Below are 23,391 nucleotides of genomic sequence, written 5' to 3'. Positions count from 1 at the left end.
TATGGCAACAGAAAAAAATACAATCGCTGTATCTTCGAAGGTAGCTGTCGTAAGATGTGACACGTATGAGGAACGAAGTGTAGAGGCGGCGGTTTTTAGAGCAGTTGAGCTTTTGGGAGGGCTTGAAAGTATACTTTCAAGCGGAGAGAAGGCTTTGAGCCGGGAAAGCCGTATAATAATGAAACCGAACCTTCTTGCAAAGACATCCCCCGATAAAGCCTGCACCACGCACCCTGCAGTCTTTAAAGCTGTAGGAAGCCTTCTTCGAAAAAATGGATATAATAATCTGAAATATGGTGATTCGCCGGGGAATCCTATGATAAAAGTAGAAAAAGTAGCAGAAGAATGTGGAATAAAAGAGGCGGCTGATGCTATGGATATACCTCTGGGGAATTTTGAAAGCGGTATTCAGGTGGACTTTCCGAAAGGAAGAGCAGCCGACAGATTTATACTGTGCGATGAAGTTGTAAAAGCTGACGGAATAATTAATATCTGTAAAATGAAGACCCATCAGCTTGAACGTATCACAGGAGCTGTGAAAAACACTTTCGGCTGTGTGTATGGAATAAATAAGGGAGCATCTCATGCCAGATTTGCTACGGCAGAAGTTTTCGCAAAGATGATAGCTGATCTCAATAATCTTGTGAAACCTAAGCTTCATATAATGGATGGTATAGTAGCTATGGAAGGAAATGGCCCTCAATCCGGAACTCCTAAAGCTATGAATGTTATAATGGTTTCACAGGATCCCGTGGCATTGGATGCAGTGTTTTGTTATCTTGTAGATCTTAAACCGGAACTAGTTCCCACAAATGTGAGCGGGATGGAGCAGGGTGTAGGTTCATGGCAAAACTTGAATATAATAAGTGAAAATGGACAGATGACTATAGAGGAGGCTGTCAAAGAATATGGCGACAGGTCGTTTAACGTTCAGAGAAGCACTGAATACAGAGGAATGCTGAAGCCCATAAGATTTTTGAGACCTCTGCTTGAAAAAAAGCCAGTGGTCAAAACAGAGAGATGTATAGGGTGCGGCATATGTGTCAATGCATGCCCCGTAGAAGGTAAAGCTATTTATGTGAAGAAGGCAAAGAAGGGGAAGCCTGCAGCTGTGTATAATTATGACAGATGTATAAAATGTTACTGCTGTCAGGAAATGTGTCCCGAAGAAGCCATTACAGTGAAAAAATCACTTCTTGCAAGGATCATGGACCGCAACTGGAAAGTTTAGATCAGAACAAAAGTTATTAAAGGCGCATATCTTAATATAGGTTATGGAATAGATACCGTAGCCTATATTTTTTTCTTTTTATTGCGGAGGTATGTAGATGATTTATCTGGATAACGGGGCGACATCATATCCGAAACCCCCTGAAGTATCGGAGACAATTATGGATGTAACAGTTAATTATTGTGCCAATCCCGGAAGGGCGGGACATTTTATGGCTGCAAGAACAGCGCAGGAGATTTTTAAGACTCGTCTGTCTGTAGCGCGGCTTTTTAATATAGAGAATCCGGGAAGGATAGTTTTTACCAAGAACTGTACGGAATCTATAAATATGGCACTGAAAGGAGTGCTTTTGCCGGGAGATCATGTGATAACAACATCAATGGAGCATAATTCAGTACTCAGACCGCTACATAGCCTGAAACAAAATGGCGTAAAAGTAAGTACAGTAAAATGTGACAAGGCAGGAAGGCTGTCTGTGAATGATGTAAAAAAGGAGATAACGCCAAGGACAAGATTAATAGTGATGACTGCAGCCTCCAATGTTACAGGGACGAAAATGCCTGTAGAAGAAACAGGGAGACTAGCTCTTAGGAATGGGATATTATTCATGGTAGATGGAGCACAGGGCGCAGGTCATATGGATATAGATGTAAAAAAACAACACATAGATATTCTTGCGGCTCCGGGACATAAAGGCCTTCTCGGACCACAGGGGACAGGATTTTTGTATGTAAGGGAGGGCATTTATATGGCGCCTTTTCTGGATGGGGGAACAGGGAGCAGATCAAAGGATCTCGAGCAGCCTGTGGATTTTCCCGAAGGATATGAGGCGGGAACAGTAAACAGTCCCGGAATAATCGCATTGGGAGCAGCGGTACGTGTGATTTCAAAGCTTGGTATAGATGTGATAGAGGAGCATGAACGCAGGCTTACAGAAAAACTCCAAAGAGGGCTTTCCGAAATACCGGGTATAGAGCTTTACGGACCTGAAGATACTTATGAGAAGACTGCTGTAGTCGCTATGAATATACATGGGATAGATTGTGAAGAAGTAGCTGACGTATTTAATAACAGGTATGGTATTGCTGTAAGAGCAGGATTTCATTGCAGCGGTGCGGCTCATGAAACTATAGGGACAGAGAAAACAGGATGTGTCAGATTATGTCCGAGTATTTATACCACGGAAAAAGAGATAGAAGAGACCATTGCAGCAGCGGCGGAGATTGCGGCAGGCAGATGAAACCGGAGAATAGGCGAAGCAGTTAAGTGAATTCATATGTTTATCATCTTGGCAGCAAAATAATTCGGCACCGTCAGAGTATATTGTTCCGATGGGTATATTGAACATGGGATAAAGCCCGTGGTATAATATTTGTCGGAATTACAGTTAATGAGCAGAAGGAGGTGCCGTCATGGCTGCTGAACAAAGCGTTTATGAAGGCCGCAAAGGGCAGAGACGGCTGAAGGCCATAGAAAAATATATAAATAGGGTGAATGAGGAATTCGATCATAACTATACAGACAGCCCGGAGATGAGATATCTTGATGAGGAGCTGGAATGGATCGGCACATCCAGACTGATTTTCGTAATGGCTCAAAGAAATGTACATTTCAGATGGAATGGTATGAGAGATTATGGATATATACGTTTGTGTAAAAGATGGATAGTCGGAAATGAGCTGAGGCAAATTACGGCAGATGCCATGGCAGCTATGATAAAGGATATTCTGCCTGCGGAAATGTGCTTTGAGCTCAGTGATGAATTGGCGGCTCTGGAAATTTCCTGATATATGGCAGACGGGAGGAAATCATGGAATTTAATTTAACTATAGATAAAAGAACGGAGGCTGCAGTAAATTCTAAATTATGTGTCAACTGTGGAAACTGTAGCAATATATGTCCGACCGGAGCTATTGAAGAATATAGAAAAACTGTATGCTGCATGTTTCCGGACTGTGGGGAAAATAAATATACGGAGAAGAGAGCTTTTGGTGAAGCTTTGAAATTGTCGGTTGAGGCAGGATGTAAACAAGGGTGTCCGCTTGGAATATCTCCCCAGGCTGTGGCCAGGCTTGTGGAGAGCGGAGATCTCAAAGAAGCATATAATCTTATAGATGAAAAGAATCCTATGCCGTGGGTATGTGCTTCTATCTGCAGTCAGAGCTGTCAAGATAACTGCAGATTGAAGTATATATCGGAAGAGCCTTTGAATATGAGAGCGCTGGAAGGTTACATATTGAGTAGAACTGATACAAAACCGTATAAATATATAAGACGTTTTGATGAAAGAATCGCAGTTATCGGAGGAGGAGCGGCAGGCTTGACCGCTGCTTTTGAGTTGGCCAAGGCGGGATATGCGGTTACCATATTTGAAAAGGACAGCAGACTTGGAGGAGCTCTTAACTGGGGTATTCTTGAGTTTCGCCTTAACAAAACTATGCTTAAATCAGAGATTGAGAGAATACTTTCTGATAGTATAGAAGTCAGGTATGATTGTGAGATCGGTTCCCGATATATGTTAGAAGATATTTGGAATGAGGGATTCAGCGCATGTCTCATAGCAGCAGGTGCTTCCTCAGGTGTAAAGGTATCTTTGCCCGGCTCTGATGCCGAGATGGTTTATGATGGAGTCAATCTGATGAGGCAGATAAACGGAGGCGAAAAAGAAGGAATAGAGCTGGGAGATACTATAACGGTTATCGGAGGCGGTGAACTGGCAGCCGTCATATCGAGGGCTTTAAGACGTCTCGGAAAAGAAGTTATATGCGCCTCTATGGATAGAGCCGACAGTCTTCAGATCTGTGAAGACGATCTTAAGGCGTTTGCAGAGGAAGGTGTGGATTTCAGGCCTATGATCGGACCTAAACAGATAATTAAAGAGGGAAGCCGGGTAAAGGCTGTAGAATTTATCAAGGTGGAATATTTTCCTGATGAAAGCGGCAGACTTAGGCCTCATGGAGTTAAGGGCAGTGAATTTAATGTATTCTGTGATACTGTAGTATTTGCCATAGGACAAAAATGCAGTGTTGAAAAAATAGGAAATATGGAGACATATCCTAACGGTAAGATAAAAGTTGACGATAGATACAGAACTAATAAGCCAATGGTATTCGCATGTGGAGAGGCTTGTTTTGAAAACAGATCGGTGGCGGAGGCTATGGCATCAGGACGTGCCGCAGCTTCTGAGATAATGGGGATGCTCAATGGCATGCAGATAAGAGCGCAGGAAAATATTATAAAAAATGCTCCCCATAGTTCCGTAATATATGCCGAAAATATACAGAGAATAGTGCCACAGTTTGAAAAAGCCATAAAGGAAGATGATTTGGATCATATTGAGCCGGGTTTTGCAGAGGATATTCTTACTGTACTGCGGGCAGCCGGGATAAAAGAGGACATGCCTGTGTTTACATATAAAGAGAGTTTTCAGGATCAAAAAAGAAAAGTAGCTATAATAGGCGGAGGAATATCAGGAATAACTGCGGCAATAGAGTTGGCAGAAGCAGGGTATGCTCCTTCAATTTTTGAAAAATACTCGTCTCTGGGAGGTCACTATAAGTGGCTTTCTTCCGAAAAACGCATAGATAAGGAACTGTTAGACAGGGAGCTCAGAAAGGTAGCTGATTCGGGTATAGAGGTTATATGTGATATCGCAGCTGGTTTCAGTCCTAATATAGATAAGCTGTTTTCTATGGGATATCAGGCAGTGTTGTTTGCTATCGGAGAATCCTGCGGCGTGAAACCACAAATGGAGAATGCAGAATGCAGAGGGGTTTTTGAAGTGGTTTCTTTGATGGGAAAGCTTATGAACCACGAAAAAATTGAAGGCGTAAGGATGTTGGTTACCGGAAGCGATGAATTGACGTTTGATATTGCCAGACTGCTGAGAGAAGTATGTGAGCAGGTAACGGTGCTTGCTCCCATGAGCAAAGGAAAGCTCAAAGCAAGTGTTGCTTCTGTAGCTGCGGCTCTTGATGAAGGTGTTAATTTGGTGACAGGCGTGGAACTGACAGCTATAGATCAGACAGACGGAAAAATTTCAGGAGTTAAGTGCAGGGTTATCGAACGTGATATAATCATAGATATACCTTGTGATACTCTGGTTTTGGGAGACAGTGCAAAACCGGATACTGAGGCTGTAAAAGCGGCGAATCCGGGGCTGGATATAGATTCGAATGGATATATACAGGTTGATGAGCGGCTGATCACAAGCGTCTATGGGGTTTTCGCCATAGGTGATTTTGATATGAGCTCTGTGGAAGCAGGGCGTGCAGGAGCAGCGGCAGTGGAAAGTTTTTTTAAGTCTTGTGATTTTCCGGCAAATGGAAAGTTTAGAAATACCAGTGAAGTCTTGTCAGGAGCTTCCGTACAATATGATATATTTGAAGGAAAGTCTTTCGTACAGCCCGGTTTTGAGGCGGGAAGGAAACTTTTGAGCAGAGAGCAGGCGGCTGTGGAAGCATCAAGATGTCTGTCCTGCGGATACCGCAAAGCGGCCTCGGAAAGATGTATGGGATGCGGAGTATGCGTCCGGGTATGTCCTGTTAATGCTATAACATTAAAAGCTGTAAAGGAGGAGGCATAGAGATGGCTTTCGCAGAGAGAGAAGTGATAATAGCAGGGGCAGGTCCTGCGGGATCTATATGTGCATCATATCTTGCAAGAGCGGGGGTGGACGTGTTGCTTCTGGATAAGGATATCTTCCCCAGAGATAAGGCCTGCGGCGATATGCAGTGTGAAGGGCTTGTTTATCATATGGGTGTTTTGGGAGCGGTTAAAGAGCTGGATGCTATGAGCACATGTATAAGAAACCTTAAACTTATAAGTGACAGTGGATGCGAAACGTTGATACCCTTTGAATGTTACTGTGCTTCTCGATATGATCTTGATAAGCTTCTTGTTGATACCGCCGTGAGACATGGAGCTGAACTGAGACAAAGCTGCAATATTACAGATGTGATGAAAGAAAAGTCTGCTGTTACCGGTGTGAAAGTCAGATACAGGGGAGAGGATCTCCGTATAAGAAGCAAGATTCTTATTGGAGCTGATGGATCCTTATCTTCTGTTGCCGGAGCCATGGGAATCATGAAAGAAAAACCATATGGTATATGGACGGGACGCCGGGCATATTTTAAAGGTGTGAAGCTCGACAGAGGACTGGCAAAGGATCAGTATGAAGCTTATGGTGTGTTTGCTTTTTCAAGTCTTTTGGGAGCAGGATATTTCTGGGTGATGCCTGTGGGCAGAGACGGAGTTAGAGAAGGTCTGTGTAATGTGGGAATGATGATTCACGGAAGAGACGTTTTTGATAATACTGAAGCGGCAAAGATTTTTTCTGAGTGGGTCAGCAGGACACATAAGATATCGGCTATGTTTGCGACTGCTCGTCAGATAAGCCCATGGGAAGGCGGAAGAGTTAATGATATAAGCTATGGCATACATAAGGCCGGCGATGGATTTATGATGATAGGGGATTCGGCTGCTTTGTCAATGCCTTTGGAAAACGATGGGCTTTCTGTTGCAGCCGAATCGGCTAAAGCTGCCGCTGACGCGGCTGTGGCAGCTCTTGCCGAAGGGGATGTTTCAGGTCAAAAACTTATGTATGAATACAGAAGAGTTTTGAAGATAAAGAGCGAAGAAGAGATGACTGAAAGTCTGAAGGAGACCAGACTTTTGATGGAATCCATGTATGATCCGGGTGTAATGAATAAGACTATAGATCTTCTTGAACATGATCCTGTATATAGGAGAAAGCATTTAAAATAGAAAATATGTATCATATTTTCTGAGAGGATATCTTTGCATAATAAAAAACAGAAACGTATTATTTGTGATACGTTTCATTTTTTATGATCTTAAAACTTCTGTAGATCTGCTCCAGAAGAATTATTCTCATCATCTGATGGGGAAATGTCATAGCTGAGAAGGATAGTTTGAGATCAGCTCGGTCGCTGACTTGTTTTGAAAGACCGAGAGACCCTCCGATGATAAAAACTATGCTGCTTTTTCCTGTAACTGCCAGATTCTCCATACAGGCGGCGAGTTGTGTGGATGATAGAGCAGTACCGTTGATTTCCAGTGTTATCACGTAGTCTGAGGGCTTTATTTTATCGAGAATATCTCTTCCTTCTGCAGTTTTCACCGCATCTTCGTCAGCCTGTGACGGATTGTTTCGAAGAGGATTTTCTTTAATTTCTGTTATCTGCAGACGGCAATATTTGTTCAGTCTTTTTGAATATTCTTCTGCTGCGCTTCGCCAGTATTTTTCTTTTAGTTTTCCTACTGTTAATATTGATATATTCATTATTATACCTCATACATATAGCTGAGACAGTCTCGCATGGCTATTCCCAGTTTCAGCTGGTTTCCCGGGATGATGTTTTTTTCCATAAGTGTATTTTTTACTGTAAGAAGGGCTACCGCCGGATCGTTGTTTTCATGGCTGAGATGTCCCAGGAGGATCTGACGTTCTTTAGGATTTGCCGAGGCAAGGCGACACAGGCATTCTCCTGCCGAGACATTGGAAAGATGGCCTGTTTCTCCCAGGATCCTGTGTTTTAGAGGGTATGGATATCTTCCCATGAGCAGTATTTCTTTTTCGTGATTGGCCTCAAGAAGAAGAAGATCCGCATCTATTATTTCATCAAATATACTATCTGTTATATAACCTACATCTGTAACGATGCTTATTTGTTTATTTTCATGATATATGGAAAATCCAACAGGATCTGCTGCATCGTGAGGTATGGAGAAAGGCCGTATCATAAAGTCCTCTATGTAAAAATCTTCTCCGGTGCGAAAAATTCTCTGCTGAGTGGGAGCCACAGGTTTTTTGATGCCTCCCCATGTTCCTTGGTTTGCATAGACTGACAGACCCGGCAGTTTTTTTGACAGGACGGATACACTTTTCACATGATCGGTATGTTCATGGGTTATGAGAAGTCCTTTTGCATATTCGTGAGGAGTATTGGTATCATCCAGCCCTTGCAGTATTTTTTTTCCGGAGATTCCTGCATCTATAATCAGGGCTGCTGAATCGTTTTTTATTAGGTAACAGTTACCGCTGCTTCCGCTGGCAAGTGAACAAAATTTTAATGACATATGTATTTCCGGTCTCCTTTACTATATTAAGATACTCCAAAGGACCGAAAATGTCAATTTGTACTATATATAGACATGGACACATAAGGGATGATATGATAGATTTTATATCATAGGAAAAAGGAGACGTTAAAATGAGGGATGATAAAATCTTGAGGATATATACGGACGGAGGCTGCTCAGGCAATCAGAATGATGAAAATCTGGGCGGCTGGGGAGCAGTCATGGAATTCGGTACAGCATGTAAGGAGATTTATGGAAGTGAACGTAATACCACTAACAACAGAATGGAAATGACAGCTCTTTTAGAGGCCTTTAAGGCTGTAAAAAAGGAAGGGCAGATAATACATGTGTTTTCTGACAGCAGTTATCTGATGGATTGTTTTCGAAAAAAATGGTATGAGGGATGGCAGAAAAACGGCTGGAAGACATCGGCGAAAAAAAACGTGGAGAATCAGGATCTGTGGAAACAGCTTATACCATATACTCAGCGACATACTATATCATTTTACAGGGTTAAAGGTCATGTTAATTTAGACAGCAAATCTGTGGATTTTGATAAGCTTTACTCTAAGTTTATCCAATGGAACGGCAGTGAATTTTCTTATGATGATTTTACATATGTTACAGCTAAAAACAACAGAGCTGATGAGCTTGCCAATATGGGAATAGATGAGCTCAGATAAATTTTTCCTTCGTTATAAAAACTGCGCGGATGTGTAGTATATATAACGGGGGAATTTTTTATGAGAAAAGGGATTATTATTATTGCTGTGCTGATAGCAGTTTTTCTGACTGTCGGCGCTGTAGGTCTGGTTGTATTTGAATTCACCGGGAATAGTGAAACCGGCAATCCGGAAAATTTTTTGGATAGCAGAAATCGGAAGGAAATCCGGGAAAGACAAGTAATTATTTCTTTGAGCGAGAAACCCGATTCTATCTATATAAGCTGGAAAGGAACAAAAAAGGGGCCTAAATTTCTTCGAGTGAGCCAGAGTAAGGAAGATCTGCCAAAGTCCGAAGCTATAAAGGCTGTCTCAGAGAAAGCTCTTAAAGGAAGTTATTATAGATATACGGCAGAGCTGAACGGATTGGGATATGGTAAAAAGTATTATTATGAAATAGGTGACGGAGTTATGTTTGATTCTCCTCAAAGTTTTATATCTCCTGAAACGGCAGGGACAGACTCGTTTCTTTATCTGGGGGATGTTCAGTTTGATGTTTCGATGGAAGAATATCAGAGATGGGGAGAAATGACAGAGGCTATTTATGAGAGACATCCTTCGTTAAGGTGTGCAGTTATAGGGGGAGATATGGTGAATATACCCAGTGAAACTGCCCAGTGGAACGGATTCTTGGATAACTGTCAAGTCTTTTCGAAGCTCCCACTGATGACAGTATCAGGAAACCATGAAGGTGTCAGCTCTAATAAAACCTATAAAAAGCTGTTTGCATCTCCGGAAAATGGCCCGGATGCTGAGGAACTCAAAGAGGATTTTTATTATTTTGATTATGGAAACTGTAGATTTATTATGACTGACAGTTCTTTTCTTACTGATGAGAGACGTGAGAAAATGGGTGATGACACATGGCAGGCTTATGAAGAAGCAGTGGAGGAATGGCTTAGAAAAACGCTGCAACAAAGCACTAAGATATGGAATATTGTAGTGACACATCATCCTCCTTACGGTATGCATGACAGAGATACTGTATCGCCACAGCTCAGAAAGTTATGGGTGCCGATAATGGAAGAATACAATACCGATCTTGTTTTGTGCGGACATCAGCATATGTATATGAGAACAGAGGAGATAAATGGAATAACATATATAATGGGGAATTCCGGTCAGCGTAAAAGTGAAGTTTATGATGGCAGTAATGCTCCTGATTACTGCATGGCTGCATATGGAGATGGGATGAATTATCAAGTGATCGAGGCTGATTGGAGAAAATTGCAGATAATATCCTATAATGAAAAGGGCCTCATCATAGATGAGACCTCGCTTGAAAAAAACTTAGGATTCCATATTCTCAAATTTTTTGGTGGCAACTAAATAATCGTTGAGGGTGCCGAGATGCACGTAATAGTAAGAATAGCGGTCTTCTTTCTGGACCTGGAGAAGTTCGGCATCCTTCAGCTTTTTTACATGCTGTGATATGGTGGCCTGTGAGTAATCAAAGTGATTTACAAGGTCCTTATTACATACACGTTCTCTTTTTTTGTTTGCGGCCATTATGTATCTGAATATCTTTATTCTGGCGGGATGCGCCAGAGCATCTGATATCCTGGCAATGAGCAGGATATCACGCTCTTTCATTTCATCTATTTCTTTTCTCAGTCTCATATATTATTATTACTCCTATCTGGTGGGGATTCGTCAAAGCGAACAATAATAGTATACTGATGAGCAAAAAATATGTCAACTTTTGATTTTTTTCACTGTAACACAGAAGGTACTTTGTTTTATGCCAAACATTACAATATATGGCTGACTAACGGCTGCTATCATTAAATAGCGCTGTAGAAAGATATCTGTCACCCGTATCCGGAAGCAGGATAACTATGTTTTTTCCCTTGTTTTCCGGGCGCTTAGATAATTTAATGGCTGCCGCGACTGCGGCTCCTGATGAAATACCTACAAGAATTCCCTCTGTTTTCGCTATTTCTCTACCGGTTTTAAAAGCTTCATCATCTTCTATGGCAATGACTTCATCGTATATGTCGGTATTCAATGTATCAGGAATAAATCCGGCGCCGATTCCCTGTATTTTATGAGGTCCGGGAGTTCCTTTCGAAAGTACCGGTGAAGCGGCAGGTTCTACAGCTACGATTTTTACCGCAGGATTTTTTTCTTTTAAATATTTTCCGATGCCGGTTACAGTTCCGCCCGTGCCGACTCCTGCGATAAAGATATCTACATTTCCGTCTGTATCGTTCCAGATCTCCGGGCCTGTAGATTCATAGTGAGCTTTAGGATTGGCCTTATTTGAAAATTGCTGCGGCATAAAACTGCCGGGTGTTTCTTTGGCTATCTCTTCTGCTTTGGCTATGGCTCCTTTCATGCCTTTTGCTCCTTCAGTCAGAATTACCTTTGCGCCATATGCCTTGATAAGATTTCTTCTTTCTACAGACATTGTTTCGGGCATGGTGATTATAATGTCATATCCCTTTGCAGCGGCAGCTGAGGCCAGCCCTATACCTGTATTGCCGCTTGTAGGTTCGATTATAACAGATCCTTTTTTTAATAATCCGCTTTTTTCGGCGTCTTCTATCATAGCTTTGGCTATTCTGTCTTTTACGCTGCCGGCAGGATTAAAAAGTTCTAATTTTGCCAATAGGACAGCGGGAACATTTTCTTTCTTTTCCATACGGGAAAGGCGCAGCAACGGCGTATTGCCTACCAGTTCTGATGCAGATTTATATATTTTCATTTTAATCACTCCTTTATTTTAATATAGCTGAAAAGGCGTTTTTTAAATCATTTATAATGTCGTCAATATGTTCGGTTCCTATAGAAAGACGTATAGTGTTTGGTTTAATGCCTTGATTTTTAAGTTCCTCTTCAGTACACTGACTGTGAGTTGTTGTTGCCGGATGAATAACAAGTGATTTCACGTCAGCTACATTAGCTAAAAGTGAGAATAACTTGAGATTATCGATAAAATCTTTGGCATCCTGAAGGCCGCCTTTAATATTAAATGTGAAAATGGAACCACCTCCGTCAGGAAAGTATTTAGCATAAAGTTCCTTTTGGTTTTTGTCGTCAGTTGCGGCGGGATGATGGACTTCTTCGACCTGAGGATGATTTTTAAGAAAGTCTATCACCTTAAGGGTATTCTCAACATGACGTTCGACTCTTAAAGATAGTGTTTCCAATCCCTGAAGAAATATGAACGCATGAATTGGAGAAAGAGTGGCGCCGGTATCTCTTAAAAGTATAGCTCGTATCTTTGTGATAAAAGCTGCCGGTCCTGCTGCTTTTGTAAAGCTGATACCGTGATAACTTGGATTTGGTTCTGTAAGGGAAGGGAATCTGCCTGATGCCTCCCAATCGAATTTACCGCTGTCTATTATGATTCCTCCTATGCTTGTTCCATGGCCTCCTATAAATTTTGTAGCAGAATGGACAACGATGTCTGCTCCATATTCTATAGGCCTTACGAGATATGGGGTTGCAAATGTATTGTCGACTACCAGTGGGATTCTATGAAAATGGGCTATATCCGCGATCTTTTGAATATCCACTACATCGGAATTGGGATTTCCCAGTGTTTCTATAAAGATTCCTTTAGTATTATCTTGAATAGCTTTTTCAACAGCATCGTAGTCGAATATATTTACGAATGTTGTAGATATACCATATTGCGGCAATGTGTGAGCAAGAAGATTATAAGTTCCGCCGTATATATTTTTGGCGGAAACAATATGATCACCGTTTTGTGCCAGATTTTCTATGGTATAGGATATAGCTGCTGCTCCGGAAGCAACTGCCAAAGCGGCAGCGCCTCCTTCTAAAGCTGCCATTCTCTGTTCAAATACATCTTGGGTGGGATTGGTAAGACGGCCGTAAATATTTCCCGGATCCTGCAGTCCGAATCTTGCCTGTGCGTGATCGGAATTTTCAAATACATAGGAAGATGTCTGGTATATAGGGACAGCTCTTGCGCCTGTAGTTAAGTCGGGTGTTTCTTGTCCTGCGTGAAGTTGTAATGTCTCGAAGTGATATGTGTTCATGGGAAATTCCTCCTTTTGATATTAGTTTTATGCCTTATTACCTATTAACTAGGTGGGTTTATATGAATAATAACACCATAAACATACTGTGTCAATAGGTTTTAGCGGAAATAATTTCTAATGATTCTTTTTTCTGTTGGTTTTATTATATTTAAAATAATAAAAAGCTGAAAGCTCAATGCTTTTTTCGCAAAGGAACTTTCAGCAAACGGTAAAAATATATTGATTTTATATGATGTAATCCCCTCCGGAATTATCTAAAGTTTGTTTTACCAGATCTTCCAGAGTTATACTTTCAAGATAATTATCTACTATTTCATTGAGCTTCTGCCACATAGGAAGAGTAGGACATCCTTTTGATCTTGAGCATTCGGCTGTTTCTCCTTTAAGACATGCCACAGGAGCCAGAGAGCCTTCCGTAAGTTTCAGTATTTTACCTACAGTATATGAAGCCGGAGTGCCGGAAAGCCTGTAACCTCCTCCTTTGCCCCTTAAGCCTATCACCATTCCGTCTTTCACAAGTATCTTGATTATGGATTCCAGATATTTTTCAGATATATCCTGGTTTTTTGCTATTTCTTTGAGCGGTATGTATTTCTCTGTGTCATGAGACGCCAGTTCTATCATGACCCGAAGAGCATAGCGACCTTTTGTTGATATCATCATAACGGGTGCCTCCTTTCTTCCTTTTTATAGTTTTATTATACACATGTAGAGCTGATTTAAAAAGAGAAAATAACTTTAAGGCGAAAAAAAGAAAACTGCCGAGGGCAGTTTTCTTTTCGTCGTTATCATTATTATCATTTTATTAGGAGGTGTTTCCTAAATTTGAAGGGGGCTGCTGTGTTTTAGGGATTGAGAAGAAGAAGTGTTTATTTGTTAAAGCAGCCCTCTTGCTTATTTTTTTCAGCAATTGTTTTCCTTTGCTGTGATCTTATAATAACAATGGAATATGCCATTTTAACGGTGCTATTGTGAAGACTTGTTGAAAAGAATATGTCAAAACAATGACAAGTCTTTTTTCCATAATAGTATGCGCCTCACGGATGTATCAATCCTTTCTTCTGATATAGTCCCGTTATTTACTGCTTCAAGAACTGCTTTGTACTGACTGGCAAAATCTCCTGTACAGAGTATGTCGTTACCGGCCATTATAGCTGTAACTGCGCTGTCGGTTTTAGGAGAAAAATTTGATACGGCTCCCATAGAAAGATCATCAGTAATTATAACACCCGAAAAGTTCATATCGTAACGCAGAATCCTGTGAACAGCAGGCGAAAGAGATGCAGGGAGACTTTCATCCAATGAAGATACTATGTTATGGGAGACCAGTACGGAAGGAGCGCCGGCATCTATGCCGGCTTTAAACGGAAGAAAATCGTTTTCTTCCAGTTGTTTTTCAGATCTTTTATCTATAGACATTCCTTTATGTGTATCAGCGGAATTGCCGTATCCCGGAAAATGTTTCAGACAGCATCCTATATTGTCCTCAAGAGATGCTTTCGTAACAGCGGCAGCATATTGGGAAGTAATCTGTGCATTTTGGCCGAGGCTTCTGGAAAACATGAAATCTTTTGGGTCCTGGGAGATATCACATACAGGCGCCAGATTAAGATTAATACCTAATTCGGAAAGAAAAGCATTTTTATCGTGAGTATCTTTAATTATGGCATCCATACCTCCGGAAGCAAAGATTTCTCTGGGAGATTTGAAAGGCTCACTGCGAAATGATGGTGAATTACTGATTCTGTTCACTGTACCGCCTTCTTCATCTACAGCAATGATAGGCTTTATATTGCAGATATCATTTATGGCTTTAAGTTGTGATATGACGGATGCTTTATCTTTTTCAGCAAAGCTTGAATGAAACAGCAGTACGCTTCCCAGATGATATCGAGATACAGTTTCCGGAGACGGAGTACCATTGTAAAAGCACCCCATGAACATCTGACCGATTTTTTCTTCCAGAGACATTTCATCGAGTTTTTGTTCTATATAAGCTGTCTGCCCTGCTGATCTTATATCATTGAGTGTAATATAAGCCGGATCATGTAGTTTTAAAACTATCAAAAATACAGCAAGAAGTATCAGAGCAAAAGATATTGTGACGGAAAAAATTCTTTTCATATGTTCTGCTTTCCTTTTGAGTTTTCAGATACCGTTTTTATTTAGAAGCGGTCTGAGTTTCCTTACTAAAATGGCGGCTGCCAGTATTTTTAGAGCATCTCCCGGTAAAAACGGGAAGACACACGACAGAAGAGATGTCCAAAGTGGGGTGCCTGTACTTATCATGAACCACGCTGTACCAAAAGCATAGCATATAATAAGTCCGGCTGCCATGGTCAGAGCATATAATCCTATAGCCGGAAAATGTATGTATCGTTTGTCTTCTGTGGTTTTTAAAGCACTGCGTCCGGAGATAATGTCAGCGGTCAGACCGATGATGAACGCAGCGGCTATATATCCTATTATATATCCTCCGGTGGGGCCTGCCAAGACTCCTATTCCTCCTCTGAACCCGGAAAACACGGGAATTCCCACAGCTCCCAGCAATACATACACTGCCATACTTATAGTACCGTATTTTTTGCCGAGTATACCACCTGTAAGGAATACAGCCAGTGTACCCAGATTGATAGGCACAGGTGTGAATCCCAGGGGAATAGTTATAAAAGAGCAGATGGCGGTTATAGCGGCAAAAATTCCGCATAAAATCATCATTGCAGTACCGGAATAATGTTTTGTTGTCATTAGTATTATCTCCTTTTCGATTAGAATGTTGATTTCTTCAAAAGAGATTGTAAACCTTAGACATGAGATTGTCAACTAAATATAAGATTGTTAACCTAAATTATTTTATGTGCATATTATGAATTTAAGACCATAAGTATATAAGATTGAAATTTTCAGGGAGGTAGAAATGATAAGAGGATCTATCGTAGCTCTCGTAACGCCCTTTGATGAAGAAGGCAATGTTGATTACAAACGATTGAGAGAGCTTATAAACTGGCATATCCATCAAGGCACTGATGCCATACTCGTATTGGGAACTACAGGGGAAACGCCTGCTCTTTCCGAACAGGAACAGGATGAGATAGTCAGAACGGCTGTTGAAGAAAGCAGCGGCAGAATACCTATCATCGCCAACAGTGGAGGCAATAATACGGAGAAATCCCTGGCTAAAAGTATTAAATATGAAAAAATGGGGGCTGATGCCTTACTGGTGATTACACCGTATTATAATAAACCTAATGAAACAGGAATGCTGGAACATTTTTATACTATAGCCGATAATGTGAATATACCTATATATATTTATAATGTTCCGGCAAGAACGGGCATATGTATAAGCCCCGAGATAGTCGCAAAACTTTCGCGCCATAAGAATATTGCCGGAATTAAAGAAGCAAGCGGGGACATATCATATGTGGCAAAGCTTTCAAGACTAATAGATGATGATTTCAGTATATATTCGGGAAACGATGATATTACAGTGGCTCTGATGTCTATGGGCGCTGCGGGGACTGTTTCCGTATGGGCTAATTTGATGCCAGACAAGGTAAGTAAAATGGCTCATGCATATCTTGACGGAGATACGGAAAAAGCTAAAAAGATACAGCTTGAATATCTGAATCTGATAAATGCGCTTTTCTGTGAAACCAATCCTGTCCCTATAAAAGCCATAATGAATATGAAAGGAATGAGAGTAGGCGGATGCAGACTGCCTCTGGGGCCGCTGAGCAGTGCTAACAGGAGAGTGCTTAGAAGTCTTGCTGATGATATAGATAAAGAATAATTATTATCAGAATTTACAGAAATGTATAGTATGTGAAGATTTTGTTAAAATATAAATAGTTGCATTGACAACCATTAATGACATGATAAAATGGTGCCTATTGATAATGGTTGCAATGGCAACTATTTATTTTGAAAGGAATCTTGCCGTCAAATGAAACAGATTACTAACGGAACATCAGGTATGAAGTACTGCGGTCCCACAGTTTTAGGCCCTATACATATGTATTTTTCCATAATATACAGACATGGAAGAGTGATGCACGATAAGGTTATGAGACAGTTTGGTCTGACAGGTCAGCAAATGGGATATTTGAAGTATATCAATGAAAATCCCGGAATTTCCCAAGAAGAGTTGTCCAGATATGCACAGATTGATAAAGGTGCTGTAGCAAAAGCCATAAAGGATATGGTTTCTAAAGAATTTGTGGACAGAAGGCAAAATCCGGGTGATAAACGGGCATATTGCCTTTTTCCTACAGAGAAAGCCGGACGTGTATATCGCTTGGGAGAGGAGACTTACATGAAATTTGAGCGTAACATCACAAAAGGGATGAGTGATGAGGAGATAAAAACTTTGACTGTGCTGCTCGGTAAGATGACACAAAACATAGCGGAAATGCTGGAAGGAGGAAAGATATGAAGACAGTTTTTAGATACTACAAGCCGTATATATGGCTGATAGCGCTGATTTTGGCATTCCTGTTCGGACAGGCTATGTGTGAGTTGGCTTTGCCTGGATACATGTCTGACATAATCAACAACGGAATAGTAAAACAGGATATGGATTATATTTGGAAAACAGGCCTGATAATGCTGGCGGTTTCAGCCGGTACAGTATTATGTTCGCTGGCAGGGAGTTTTTTGGCTTCCAGAGTATCAGCGAAGTCGTCCAGAGATATAAGGAGGGCATTGTTCAGAAAGGTAACGGCGTTTTCGGCTGCGGAGCTGGAAGATTTTTCTACAGCATCTCTGATAACGCGTTCAACCAATGATGTACAGATGGTGCAGCAGGCAACAGTAATGATACTTAGATTGGCGTGTTTTGCTCCTATGATGGGAATAGGAGCTATAGTAAGGGCATTGAATACAAGTGTATCTCTTTCATGGACTGTAGGCCTTGCTTTACTTGTCATAGTCTGTATCATGCTTATGGCTTTTTTTCTTGTACTTCCCAAATTTAAAGTACTGCAAAGCAAGCTTGACAGACTGAACCTAATTATGAAGGAGAGATTGTCGGGAATACTTGTAATAAGAGCTTTCAATACTGAGAAATCAGAAGAAGAGAGATTCGATACAGCTAATGTGGAACTGACTAAGATAAATGTGTTTGTTAACAGAGCAATGTCATTTATGATGCCTTCTCTTATGTTTGTGATGAACGGAGTAAGTATTCTCATAATATGGGCAGGCGCACATTTGATAGAATCACAGGATCTTATGATAGGGGATATGCTGGCATATTTGCAGTATGCTATGCAGGTGATAATGTCGTTTCTGTTTATAACTATGATGTTTATAATGATACCAAGAGCTGCCGTCTCTGCTCAGAGAATAGGACAGGTACTGGATGTGGAGCCTACTATAGAAGACTCTCAAAAACCGCAGAGTTTAGAAAATCATAAAGGCGTCGTACAGTTCAGCAATGTATCCTTTGCTTATCCTGATGCTGAGGAGAAAACTCTGGAAAATATAAGTTTTACTGCACAGCCGGGGAAGACCACGGCTATAATAGGCGGTACGGGAAGCGGGAAATCGACACTTATAAGTTTGATTCCGAGGTTTTATGATGTCACGGAAGGTGAGATACTTCTTGATGGTATTAATATCAAAGATATGACACAGCATGAGCTCAGAGATCAGATAGGTTACGTACCTCAGAAGGGAATGCTGTTTTCGGGAACCATAGCAACTAATCTGCAGTATGGCAAAGAAGATGCGACAGCCCAGGAAATGCTGGAAGCCGCTGAGACAGCTCAGGCGCTGGATTTTATAAGCGAAAAGGAAAACGGGTTTGATGAAGAAGTGTCTCAGGGAGGGACTAATGTTTCCGGAGGGCAGAAACAAAGACTTTCTATAGCTCGTGCTTTAGTGAAGAAACCTAAAATATATATTTTTGACGATAGTTTTTCAGCGCTGGATTTCAAAACAGATAAAGCCCTCAGAGATGCTCTTAAAAAGAAGGTCGGAGACAGCACCATCATAATCGTAGCGCAGAGAATAAATACTATTATAGATGCTGATCAGATTCTTGTAATGGATGAAGGAAAGCTGGCCGGAATTGGATCTCATGAAGAATTGATGGAGAACTGCAGTGTATATAAGGAGATCGCATTATCCCAGCTTAGTGAACAGGAATTGGAAAGGGGGCGTAAATAATGGCAGGAAAGAAAAAGGGACCGGGTCCTGGAGGGCCGGGAGCCAATATGATGCCGGGGGAAAAAGCCAAAGATTTCGGAAAGACAATGAAAACTCTTGTCAGATACCTTTCCCCGTATAAATTCAGACTTGTAGCGGTATTCATTTTTGCCATAGCAAGTACAGTGTTTTCCATAATTTCACCTACTATATTGGGAGATGCCACCGATAAAGTAGTAGAGGGTCTGATGGGAGGCATGGGTATAGATTTTGAAGGACTGCTTTCTATATTGCTGCTTCTTCTGTGTCTGTATGGTTTGAGCTTGCTGTTTGGAGCAGCGCAAGGATGGATAATGGCAGATGTTTCTCAGAAAGTCATATATAATCTTCGTGATAAAATGTCGGTGAAGCTGGACAGACTGCCGCTTAAATTTTTTGACAGTAAGACTCATGGTGAGATACAGAGCAGAATGATAAATGATATAGAGACTGTGAATCAGACTTTGTCAGTGAGTTTGACGCAGATAATAACAAGCTTTACAACTATAATCGGTATATTGATAATGATGCTGCGTATAAGTGTACTTATGACAGTGACGGCTCTGGTAGTGCTGCCGCTTTCAATGCTGGTGATACGCCTGATAGTATCCAAATCCCAGGGGCATTTTAAGAATCAGCAGAAATATCTTGGCTATGTCAACGGACATGTGGAAGAAATGTACACAGGACATGATATCGTAAAAGCATTTAATCGGGAAGAAGAATCTCAAGAAACCTTTGAGAAGTATAATGATAAGTTATGCGAATCTGCATGGAAGTCACAGTTCTTGTCGGGAACTATGATGCCTATAACTAATTTTATAGGAAATATGGCATATGTGGCAGTATGTCTTTTGGGCGGCAATCTTGCCATAAACGGCAAGATCTCTATCGGTGATATACAGGCATTTATCCAATATGTGAGAAGCTTTAATCAGCCTATCTCACAGGTAGCTAATGTTGCCAATCAGCTTCAGTCTACAGCTGCGGCTGCAGAGAGAATATTTGAATTGATAGATGAGGAAGAAGAGGTAGGCCTTGATGAAGCTCCTGAAAAAGTAATTGATGTAGATGATGTAAAGGGCAGGGTAGCTTTTGAGAATATAAGGTTTGGATACAGCCCGGATGAAACTGTTATACATGATTTTTCATTTGTTGCACAGCCGGGACAGCGTGTTGCCATCGTAGGTCCGACAGGAGCTGGAAAAACCACTATAGTCAAGCTTCTTATGAGATTTTACGAGCTTGAGAAAGGGAAAATTACAATAGACGGATATGATATAACTAAATTGTCGAGGTCAAATTTAAGAGAGATGTTTGGTATGGTACTCCAGGATACGTGGTTAAATAATGGTACTATCCGCGAAAATATAAGATATGGTAATCCGGACGCTACTGATAAAGAAGTGGAAGCGGCTGCTAAGGCGGCTCATATAGACCATTTCGTAAAGACCCAGAGCAAAGGATATGATATGGAGGTAAATGAAGAAGCCACTAATATTTCTCAGGGACAGAAACAGCTCCTCACAATAGCAAGAGCATTTCTTGCAGATGCTCCGATACTGATTCTTGACGAGGCCACAAGCTCCGTTGATACAAGAACAGAGGCACTGATACAGCAGGCAATGACAAATCTTATGAAAGGGAGAACAAGTTTTGTTATAGCTCATAGATTATCTACGATAAAAGATGCTGATCATATATTGGTACTTAATCATGGAGATATAATAGAGCAGGGAACTCATGAGGAACTATTGTCACAAAATGGATTCTATACCAATCTTTACAACAGTCAGTTTGCACAATAGATACACTGCTGTCACATACTCGTCATAAAAAAATGGTATAACTGTATCATCATATAAAAAGCGAGGATATAGTGTGATGGGAAAACTTATCAACAACAAACGTGCTGTAAAGTGGGTTCTCATGGGACTGATCGCAGTGATAATCGGGTTTGCGGCCATTCTGTTTTCCGTGAGTATGGTAAACGGAGACAAAGAGGTTTCTGCCCAAAGCAGTGTAGACACGGTGAGTTCACAGAATATGGTGATAGATTCTTCTTCGGAGTATGCCGATAAGCTCTATGGCTGTCTGGTCTCAGATGTCAATGATACTGCAGCTGTGGTGAAACTTCTGGAGACTATGGGACTCGAAAGTGTAGCCGGTAAGTATAATGCTACCATTAAAACAGAAGGTGATATGCATATATTATCTGTGTCGCTGGAGGATTCTGTACAGAAAACCGGGAAAAAAGTTTTAGACGGGAATATGAAGAAGTGCGCTCAGCAGATCATGGCGCTGGTACCATCTGTAGGACAGGTACAATGGACGTATTCTCTGATTTCTTCGGAAGAAGCTGATGAAACCGTTACGGTATCTGTAGACGAGGAAGCGGCTGCAGAGAAGCTTTCTAAAGATATCAAATCTTACGGAACCTCTGCTGATACATTTAAAGCTCTGCTTGAAGAGCAGGCTGGGCTGTCCCAATGACGGCAGATTGATATCTGCAAGCTGTGATATTATGAAGGGGTATTGATTTTAATAGATGAAAAAAAGCTGCCTGCAAGGTATATTGGACTTGCGGCAGCTTTTTTGAGTAAGAATATCAGTCGGATCAGCTTTTTTTCAGCAAATTTTTCGATGAATTAAGCAGCTTCGTTTTCTTAAGACGTGACATTTTTTTTATGGCGGCTTCACGTTTCATAGCGGATATTTTATCGGGGAAATATTCAAGATATACAGGGCAGAGCGGGCCTCTGCCCTTTGTGTATTTTGCTCCTTTTCCGTCTCTGTGAGCCGATAAGCGTTTGTTAAAATCATTGGACCAGCCCGTATAAAATGTGCCGTCGCCACATCTTAAGATATAGACACAAGGACGGCTAAAGCTTTTATTTTTTGCTTTGTTTTCTTTTGTTTTATCCAAATCAATACACTCTCTTTTCTTCCTGTAATATAATTATGAAGTTTGTTGTGTGAAAAGTCAACAGACTAAAATCCAGTACGATTAATGGGTCAATACCAGCAAAACAATTGCTGACTCCCGGGTTCTTTTCTGATATAATGTGGTTAGAATGGAGAAACTATAGATCTATGATAGACAATTACGGAAGAAAAATAGATTATATGAGGATCTCGGTGACAGAACTATGTAATCTCAGGTGCAGATATTGTATGCCTGAAGAAGGTATCGTCAAAAGGGATCATGAAGAAATGATGACGGCTGAAGAAACCGTAGATGCGGTAAAGGCTGCGGTTTCTCTTGGAATAAGCAAGATAAGAATAACGGGTGGAGAGCCGCTGGTGAAACGAGGGATTGTCAGTCTCTGCAGGCAGATAGCAGCCATAGAGGGCGTCAGAGAATTATGCATAACGACAAATGGAACTTTACTTCCCAGATATGGCAGAGAACTTAAAGATGCCGGGGTAAACAGAGTTAATATCAGTTTGGATACTCTGGATCCTGATAAATACAGAGAGATAACAAGAATTGGTGACCTTCGGGAAGCTTTGGATGGCGTAGATGCGGCTTTTGAAGCGGGATTTGAAAAGGTAAAGATAAATACAGTTCTTATGGGCGGATTTAATGATGATGAGATAAAAGATTTTGTGGCCTTGACATGCGACAGGCCTTTGGAAGTAAGATTTATAGAACTGATGCCAATAGGCGGAGGCATGGACTTTGATAAAGCAAAGTTTATAAGCTGTCAGAGTGTATTATCTGAAGTTCCAAAGCTGAGACCGCTGGGTTGTTCTGACGGTGTGGCGGTGATGTACAGCCTGCCGGGGGCTATGGGCAGGATTGGACTTATACGGCCTATAAGCTGTGAATTTTGCAGGGAATGCAACAAGATAAGGTTAACGGCTGACGGGATGCTGAAACCATGTCTTCATTCGGATGCTGAAATTTCCATAAAAGGAAAGAGCCGGGCAGAGATGGAATTAGTGATGCAGGATGCTATATTGCAGAAACCACAGATGAGAGATCATCTGGATGCTGACAATCCGAGTCATGCCGGAAGAAATATGAATAGTATAGGAGGTTGATGATGGCAGACTTCACTCATTTTAATGATGATGGCAGAGCCAGAATGGTGGATGTGGGCAGCAAGTCTGAAACAGAGCGTATCGC

The 23,391-nt window shown here is 41.2% G+C and carries 22 protein-coding genes; 13 read left to right on the top strand and 9 right to left on the bottom strand.

The genetic code is table 11. From position 1 onward, the window contains the following. Position 1: 1 nt before the first annotated feature. From ACLR96_RS05645 to ACLR96_RS05625, 5 genes are all read left to right on the top strand, one after another. Entirely contained in the window at positions 2-1,231 is a 1,230-nt protein-coding gene (locus tag ACLR96_RS05645) for a DUF362 domain-containing protein (RefSeq protein ID WP_177270847.1), read from the top strand. A gap of 97 nt (positions 1,232-1,328) precedes the next feature. After that, positions 1,329-2,471 carry an aminotransferase class V-fold PLP-dependent enzyme gene (locus ACLR96_RS05640; protein WP_177270846.1) on the top strand — a complete coding sequence of 381 codons (1,143 nt, stop codon included), beginning with the start codon at positions 1,329-1,331 and terminating at the stop codon, positions 2,469-2,471. 172 nt (positions 2,472-2,643) lie between these two features. Continuing rightward, a complete protein-coding gene (locus tag ACLR96_RS05635) occupies positions 2,644-3,018 on the top strand; it encodes a hypothetical protein (RefSeq protein ID WP_177270845.1) in 375 nt (124 codons plus the stop codon). Between the two features lie 23 nt (positions 3,019-3,041). After that, complete coding sequence (locus ACLR96_RS05630; protein WP_177270844.1) at positions 3,042-5,816, top strand: FAD-dependent oxidoreductase; 2,775 nt, start codon at positions 3,042-3,044, stop codon at positions 5,814-5,816. Positions 5,817-5,818: 2 nt separating this feature from the next. Further along, entirely contained in the window at positions 5,819-6,997 is a 1,179-nt protein-coding gene (locus ACLR96_RS05625) for an FAD-dependent monooxygenase (RefSeq protein WP_177270843.1), read from the top strand. A 58-nt stretch (positions 6,998-7,055) separates the two neighbouring features. On the opposite strand, the gene rlmH is transcribed toward ACLR96_RS05625, so the two are convergent. Both rlmH and ACLR96_RS05615 read right to left on the bottom strand, forming a co-directional pair. After that, on the bottom strand, positions 7,056-7,535 hold the full coding sequence (gene rlmH, locus ACLR96_RS05620) for a 23S rRNA (pseudouridine(1915)-N(3))-methyltransferase RlmH (protein ID WP_177270842.1): 480 nt from the start codon (positions 7,533-7,535) through the stop codon (positions 7,056-7,058). Positions 7,536-7,537: 2 nt separating this feature from the next. Further along, positions 7,538-8,332 carry an MBL fold metallo-hydrolase gene (locus ACLR96_RS05615; RefSeq protein WP_177270841.1) on the bottom strand — a complete coding sequence of 265 codons (795 nt, stop codon included), beginning with the start codon at positions 8,330-8,332 and terminating at the stop codon, positions 7,538-7,540. A 134-nt stretch (positions 8,333-8,466) separates the two neighbouring features. On the opposite strand from ACLR96_RS05615, the gene ACLR96_RS05610 reads away from it, so the two are divergent. Together ACLR96_RS05610 and ACLR96_RS05605 are read left to right on the top strand one after the other, a co-directional pair. After that, positions 8,467-9,018 (top strand): ribonuclease HI, encoded by a 552-nt coding sequence (locus ACLR96_RS05610; protein ID WP_177270840.1) that lies wholly within the window; start codon positions 8,467-8,469, stop codon positions 9,016-9,018. A gap of 60 nt (positions 9,019-9,078) precedes the next feature. Continuing rightward, positions 9,079-10,386, top strand: a complete 1,308-nt coding sequence (locus ACLR96_RS05605) for a metallophosphoesterase (RefSeq protein WP_177270839.1) — start codon at positions 9,079-9,081, stop codon at positions 10,384-10,386. Here ACLR96_RS05605 and ACLR96_RS05600 read toward each other — a convergent pair. From ACLR96_RS05600 to ACLR96_RS05575, 6 genes are all read right to left on the bottom strand, one after another. Further along, a complete protein-coding gene (locus tag ACLR96_RS05600) occupies positions 10,348-10,677 on the bottom strand; it encodes an ArsR/SmtB family transcription factor (RefSeq protein WP_177270838.1) in 330 nt (109 codons plus the stop codon). The genes ACLR96_RS05605 and ACLR96_RS05600 overlap by 39 nt on opposite strands. A 148-nt stretch (positions 10,678-10,825) precedes the next feature. Continuing rightward, the gene (gene cysK, locus ACLR96_RS05595) at positions 10,826-11,764 is read right to left on the bottom strand and encodes a cysteine synthase A (RefSeq protein WP_177270837.1); all 939 of its coding nucleotides are present in this window, start codon (positions 11,762-11,764) and stop codon (positions 10,826-10,828) included. Positions 11,765-11,777: 13 nt separating this feature from the next. Beyond that, complete coding sequence (locus ACLR96_RS05590) at positions 11,778-13,067, bottom strand: O-acetylhomoserine aminocarboxypropyltransferase/cysteine synthase family protein (RefSeq protein ID WP_177270836.1); 1,290 nt, start codon at positions 13,065-13,067, stop codon at positions 11,778-11,780. A 228-nt stretch (positions 13,068-13,295) separates the two neighbouring features. Continuing rightward, positions 13,296-13,733, bottom strand: a complete 438-nt coding sequence (locus ACLR96_RS05585; RefSeq protein ID WP_177270835.1) for an Rrf2 family transcriptional regulator — start codon at positions 13,731-13,733, stop codon at positions 13,296-13,298. A 333-nt stretch (positions 13,734-14,066) separates the two neighbouring features. After that, the gene (locus ACLR96_RS05580; protein ID WP_412265405.1) at positions 14,067-15,194 is read right to left on the bottom strand and encodes a glycoside hydrolase family 3 protein; all 1,128 of its coding nucleotides are present in this window, start codon (positions 15,192-15,194) and stop codon (positions 14,067-14,069) included. Positions 15,195-15,218: 24 nt separating this feature from the next. Further along, positions 15,219-15,818 carry a biotin transporter BioY gene (locus ACLR96_RS05575; RefSeq protein WP_177267827.1) on the bottom strand — a complete coding sequence of 200 codons (600 nt, stop codon included), beginning with the start codon at positions 15,816-15,818 and terminating at the stop codon, positions 15,219-15,221. Between the two features lie 169 nt (positions 15,819-15,987). On the opposite strand from ACLR96_RS05575, the gene dapA reads away from it, so the two are divergent. The 5 genes from dapA to ACLR96_RS05550 all read left to right on the top strand — a co-directional run bounded on the left by dapA (position 15,988) and on the right by ACLR96_RS05550 (position 21,752). Continuing rightward, positions 15,988-16,863: a 4-hydroxy-tetrahydrodipicolinate synthase gene (gene dapA / locus ACLR96_RS05570; protein WP_177267826.1), complete on the top strand. Its 876-nt coding sequence runs from the start codon at positions 15,988-15,990 to the stop codon at positions 16,861-16,863. 153 nt (positions 16,864-17,016) lie between these two features. Next, positions 17,017-17,505, top strand: a complete 489-nt coding sequence (locus ACLR96_RS05565; protein WP_177267825.1) for a MarR family winged helix-turn-helix transcriptional regulator — start codon at positions 17,017-17,019, stop codon at positions 17,503-17,505. Then, positions 17,502-19,241, top strand: a complete 1,740-nt coding sequence (locus ACLR96_RS05560; RefSeq protein ID WP_177267824.1) for an ABC transporter ATP-binding protein — start codon at positions 17,502-17,504, stop codon at positions 19,239-19,241. Before ACLR96_RS05565 ends, ACLR96_RS05560 begins: the two co-directional genes overlap by 4 nt. Further along, positions 19,241-21,067, top strand: a complete 1,827-nt coding sequence (locus tag ACLR96_RS05555; protein ID WP_177267823.1) for an ABC transporter transmembrane domain-containing protein — start codon at positions 19,241-19,243, stop codon at positions 21,065-21,067. The genes ACLR96_RS05560 and ACLR96_RS05555 overlap by 1 nt, the downstream gene beginning before the upstream one ends. 76 nt (positions 21,068-21,143) lie before the next feature. Further along, positions 21,144-21,752 carry a DUF4825 domain-containing protein gene (locus tag ACLR96_RS05550; protein ID WP_412265401.1) on the top strand — a complete coding sequence of 203 codons (609 nt, stop codon included), beginning with the start codon at positions 21,144-21,146 and terminating at the stop codon, positions 21,750-21,752. A gap of 124 nt (positions 21,753-21,876) precedes the next feature. Here ACLR96_RS05550 and ACLR96_RS05545 read toward each other — a convergent pair whose 3' ends face one another. Further along, on the bottom strand, positions 21,877-22,185 hold the full coding sequence (locus ACLR96_RS05545) for a GIY-YIG nuclease family protein (protein WP_177267821.1): 309 nt from the start codon (positions 22,183-22,185) through the stop codon (positions 21,877-21,879). Between the two features lie 167 nt (positions 22,186-22,352). Between ACLR96_RS05545 and moaA the strand changes: the two genes are divergently transcribed. Continuing rightward, positions 22,353-23,306 (top strand): GTP 3',8-cyclase MoaA, encoded by a 954-nt coding sequence (moaA, locus tag ACLR96_RS05540; RefSeq protein WP_177267820.1) that lies wholly within the window; start codon positions 22,353-22,355, stop codon positions 23,304-23,306. The last annotated feature ends 85 nt before the right edge of the window (positions 23,307-23,391 follow it).

Origin of the sequence: Lentihominibacter sp., from assembly GCF_046951855.1 — a bacterium.
In the GTDB taxonomy this organism is placed as follows: Bacteria; Bacillota; Clostridia; order Peptostreptococcales; family Anaerovoracaceae; genus Lentihominibacter; species Lentihominibacter hominis.
This window is presented reverse-complemented; position numbering and strand designations above follow the sequence as displayed.

What these genes read in the sequence shown, in the direction of transcription:
- ACLR96_RS05550 (WP_412265401.1), top strand. Translation starts at nt 21,144, where the DNA reads ATGGGAAAACTTATCAACAACAAACGTGCTGTAAAGTGGGTTCTCATG.
- ACLR96_RS05565 (WP_177267825.1), top strand. Translation starts at nt 17,017, where the DNA reads ATGAAACAGATTACTAACGGAACATCAGGTATGAAGTACTGCGGTCCC.
- ACLR96_RS05575 (WP_177267827.1), bottom strand. Translation starts at nt 15,818, where the DNA reads ATGACAACAAAACATTATTCCGGTACTGCAATGATGATTTTATGCGGA.
- ACLR96_RS05555 (WP_177267823.1), top strand. Translation starts at nt 19,241, where the DNA reads ATGGCAGGAAAGAAAAAGGGACCGGGTCCTGGAGGGCCGGGAGCCAAT.
- ACLR96_RS05640 (WP_177270846.1), top strand. Translation starts at nt 1,329, where the DNA reads ATGATTTATCTGGATAACGGGGCGACATCATATCCGAAACCCCCTGAA.
- cysK (WP_177270837.1), bottom strand. Translation starts at nt 11,764, where the DNA reads ATGAAAATATATAAATCTGCATCAGAACTGGTAGGCAATACGCCGTTG.
- ACLR96_RS05600 (WP_177270838.1), bottom strand. Translation starts at nt 10,677, where the DNA reads ATGAGACTGAGAAAAGAAATAGATGAAATGAAAGAGCGTGATATCCTG.
- ACLR96_RS05605 (WP_177270839.1), top strand. Translation starts at nt 9,079, where the DNA reads ATGAGAAAAGGGATTATTATTATTGCTGTGCTGATAGCAGTTTTTCTG.
- ACLR96_RS05615 (WP_177270841.1), bottom strand. Translation starts at nt 8,332, where the DNA reads ATGTCATTAAAATTTTGTTCACTTGCCAGCGGAAGCAGCGGTAACTGT.
- ACLR96_RS05610 (WP_177270840.1), top strand. Translation starts at nt 8,467, where the DNA reads ATGAGGGATGATAAAATCTTGAGGATATATACGGACGGAGGCTGCTCA.
- ACLR96_RS05645 (WP_177270847.1), top strand. Translation starts at nt 2, where the DNA reads ATGGCAACAGAAAAAAATACAATCGCTGTATCTTCGAAGGTAGCTGTC.
- ACLR96_RS05585 (WP_177270835.1), bottom strand. Translation starts at nt 13,733, where the DNA reads ATGATGATATCAACAAAAGGTCGCTATGCTCTTCGGGTCATGATAGAA.
- ACLR96_RS05625 (WP_177270843.1), top strand. Translation starts at nt 5,819, where the DNA reads ATGGCTTTCGCAGAGAGAGAAGTGATAATAGCAGGGGCAGGTCCTGCG.
- ACLR96_RS05560 (WP_177267824.1), top strand. Translation starts at nt 17,502, where the DNA reads ATGAAGACAGTTTTTAGATACTACAAGCCGTATATATGGCTGATAGCG.
- ACLR96_RS05635 (WP_177270845.1), top strand. Translation starts at nt 2,644, where the DNA reads ATGGCTGCTGAACAAAGCGTTTATGAAGGCCGCAAAGGGCAGAGACGG.
- ACLR96_RS05590 (WP_177270836.1), bottom strand. Translation starts at nt 13,067, where the DNA reads ATGAACACATATCACTTCGAGACATTACAACTTCACGCAGGACAAGAA.
- rlmH (WP_177270842.1), bottom strand. Translation starts at nt 7,535, where the DNA reads ATGAATATATCAATATTAACAGTAGGAAAACTAAAAGAAAAATACTGG.
- dapA (WP_177267826.1), top strand. Translation starts at nt 15,988, where the DNA reads ATGATAAGAGGATCTATCGTAGCTCTCGTAACGCCCTTTGATGAAGAA.
- ACLR96_RS05630 (WP_177270844.1), top strand. Translation starts at nt 3,042, where the DNA reads ATGGAATTTAATTTAACTATAGATAAAAGAACGGAGGCTGCAGTAAAT.
- moaA (WP_177267820.1), top strand. Translation starts at nt 22,353, where the DNA reads ATGATAGACAATTACGGAAGAAAAATAGATTATATGAGGATCTCGGTG.
- ACLR96_RS05580 (WP_412265405.1), bottom strand. Translation starts at nt 15,194, where the DNA reads ATGAAAAGAATTTTTTCCGTCACAATATCTTTTGCTCTGATACTTCTT.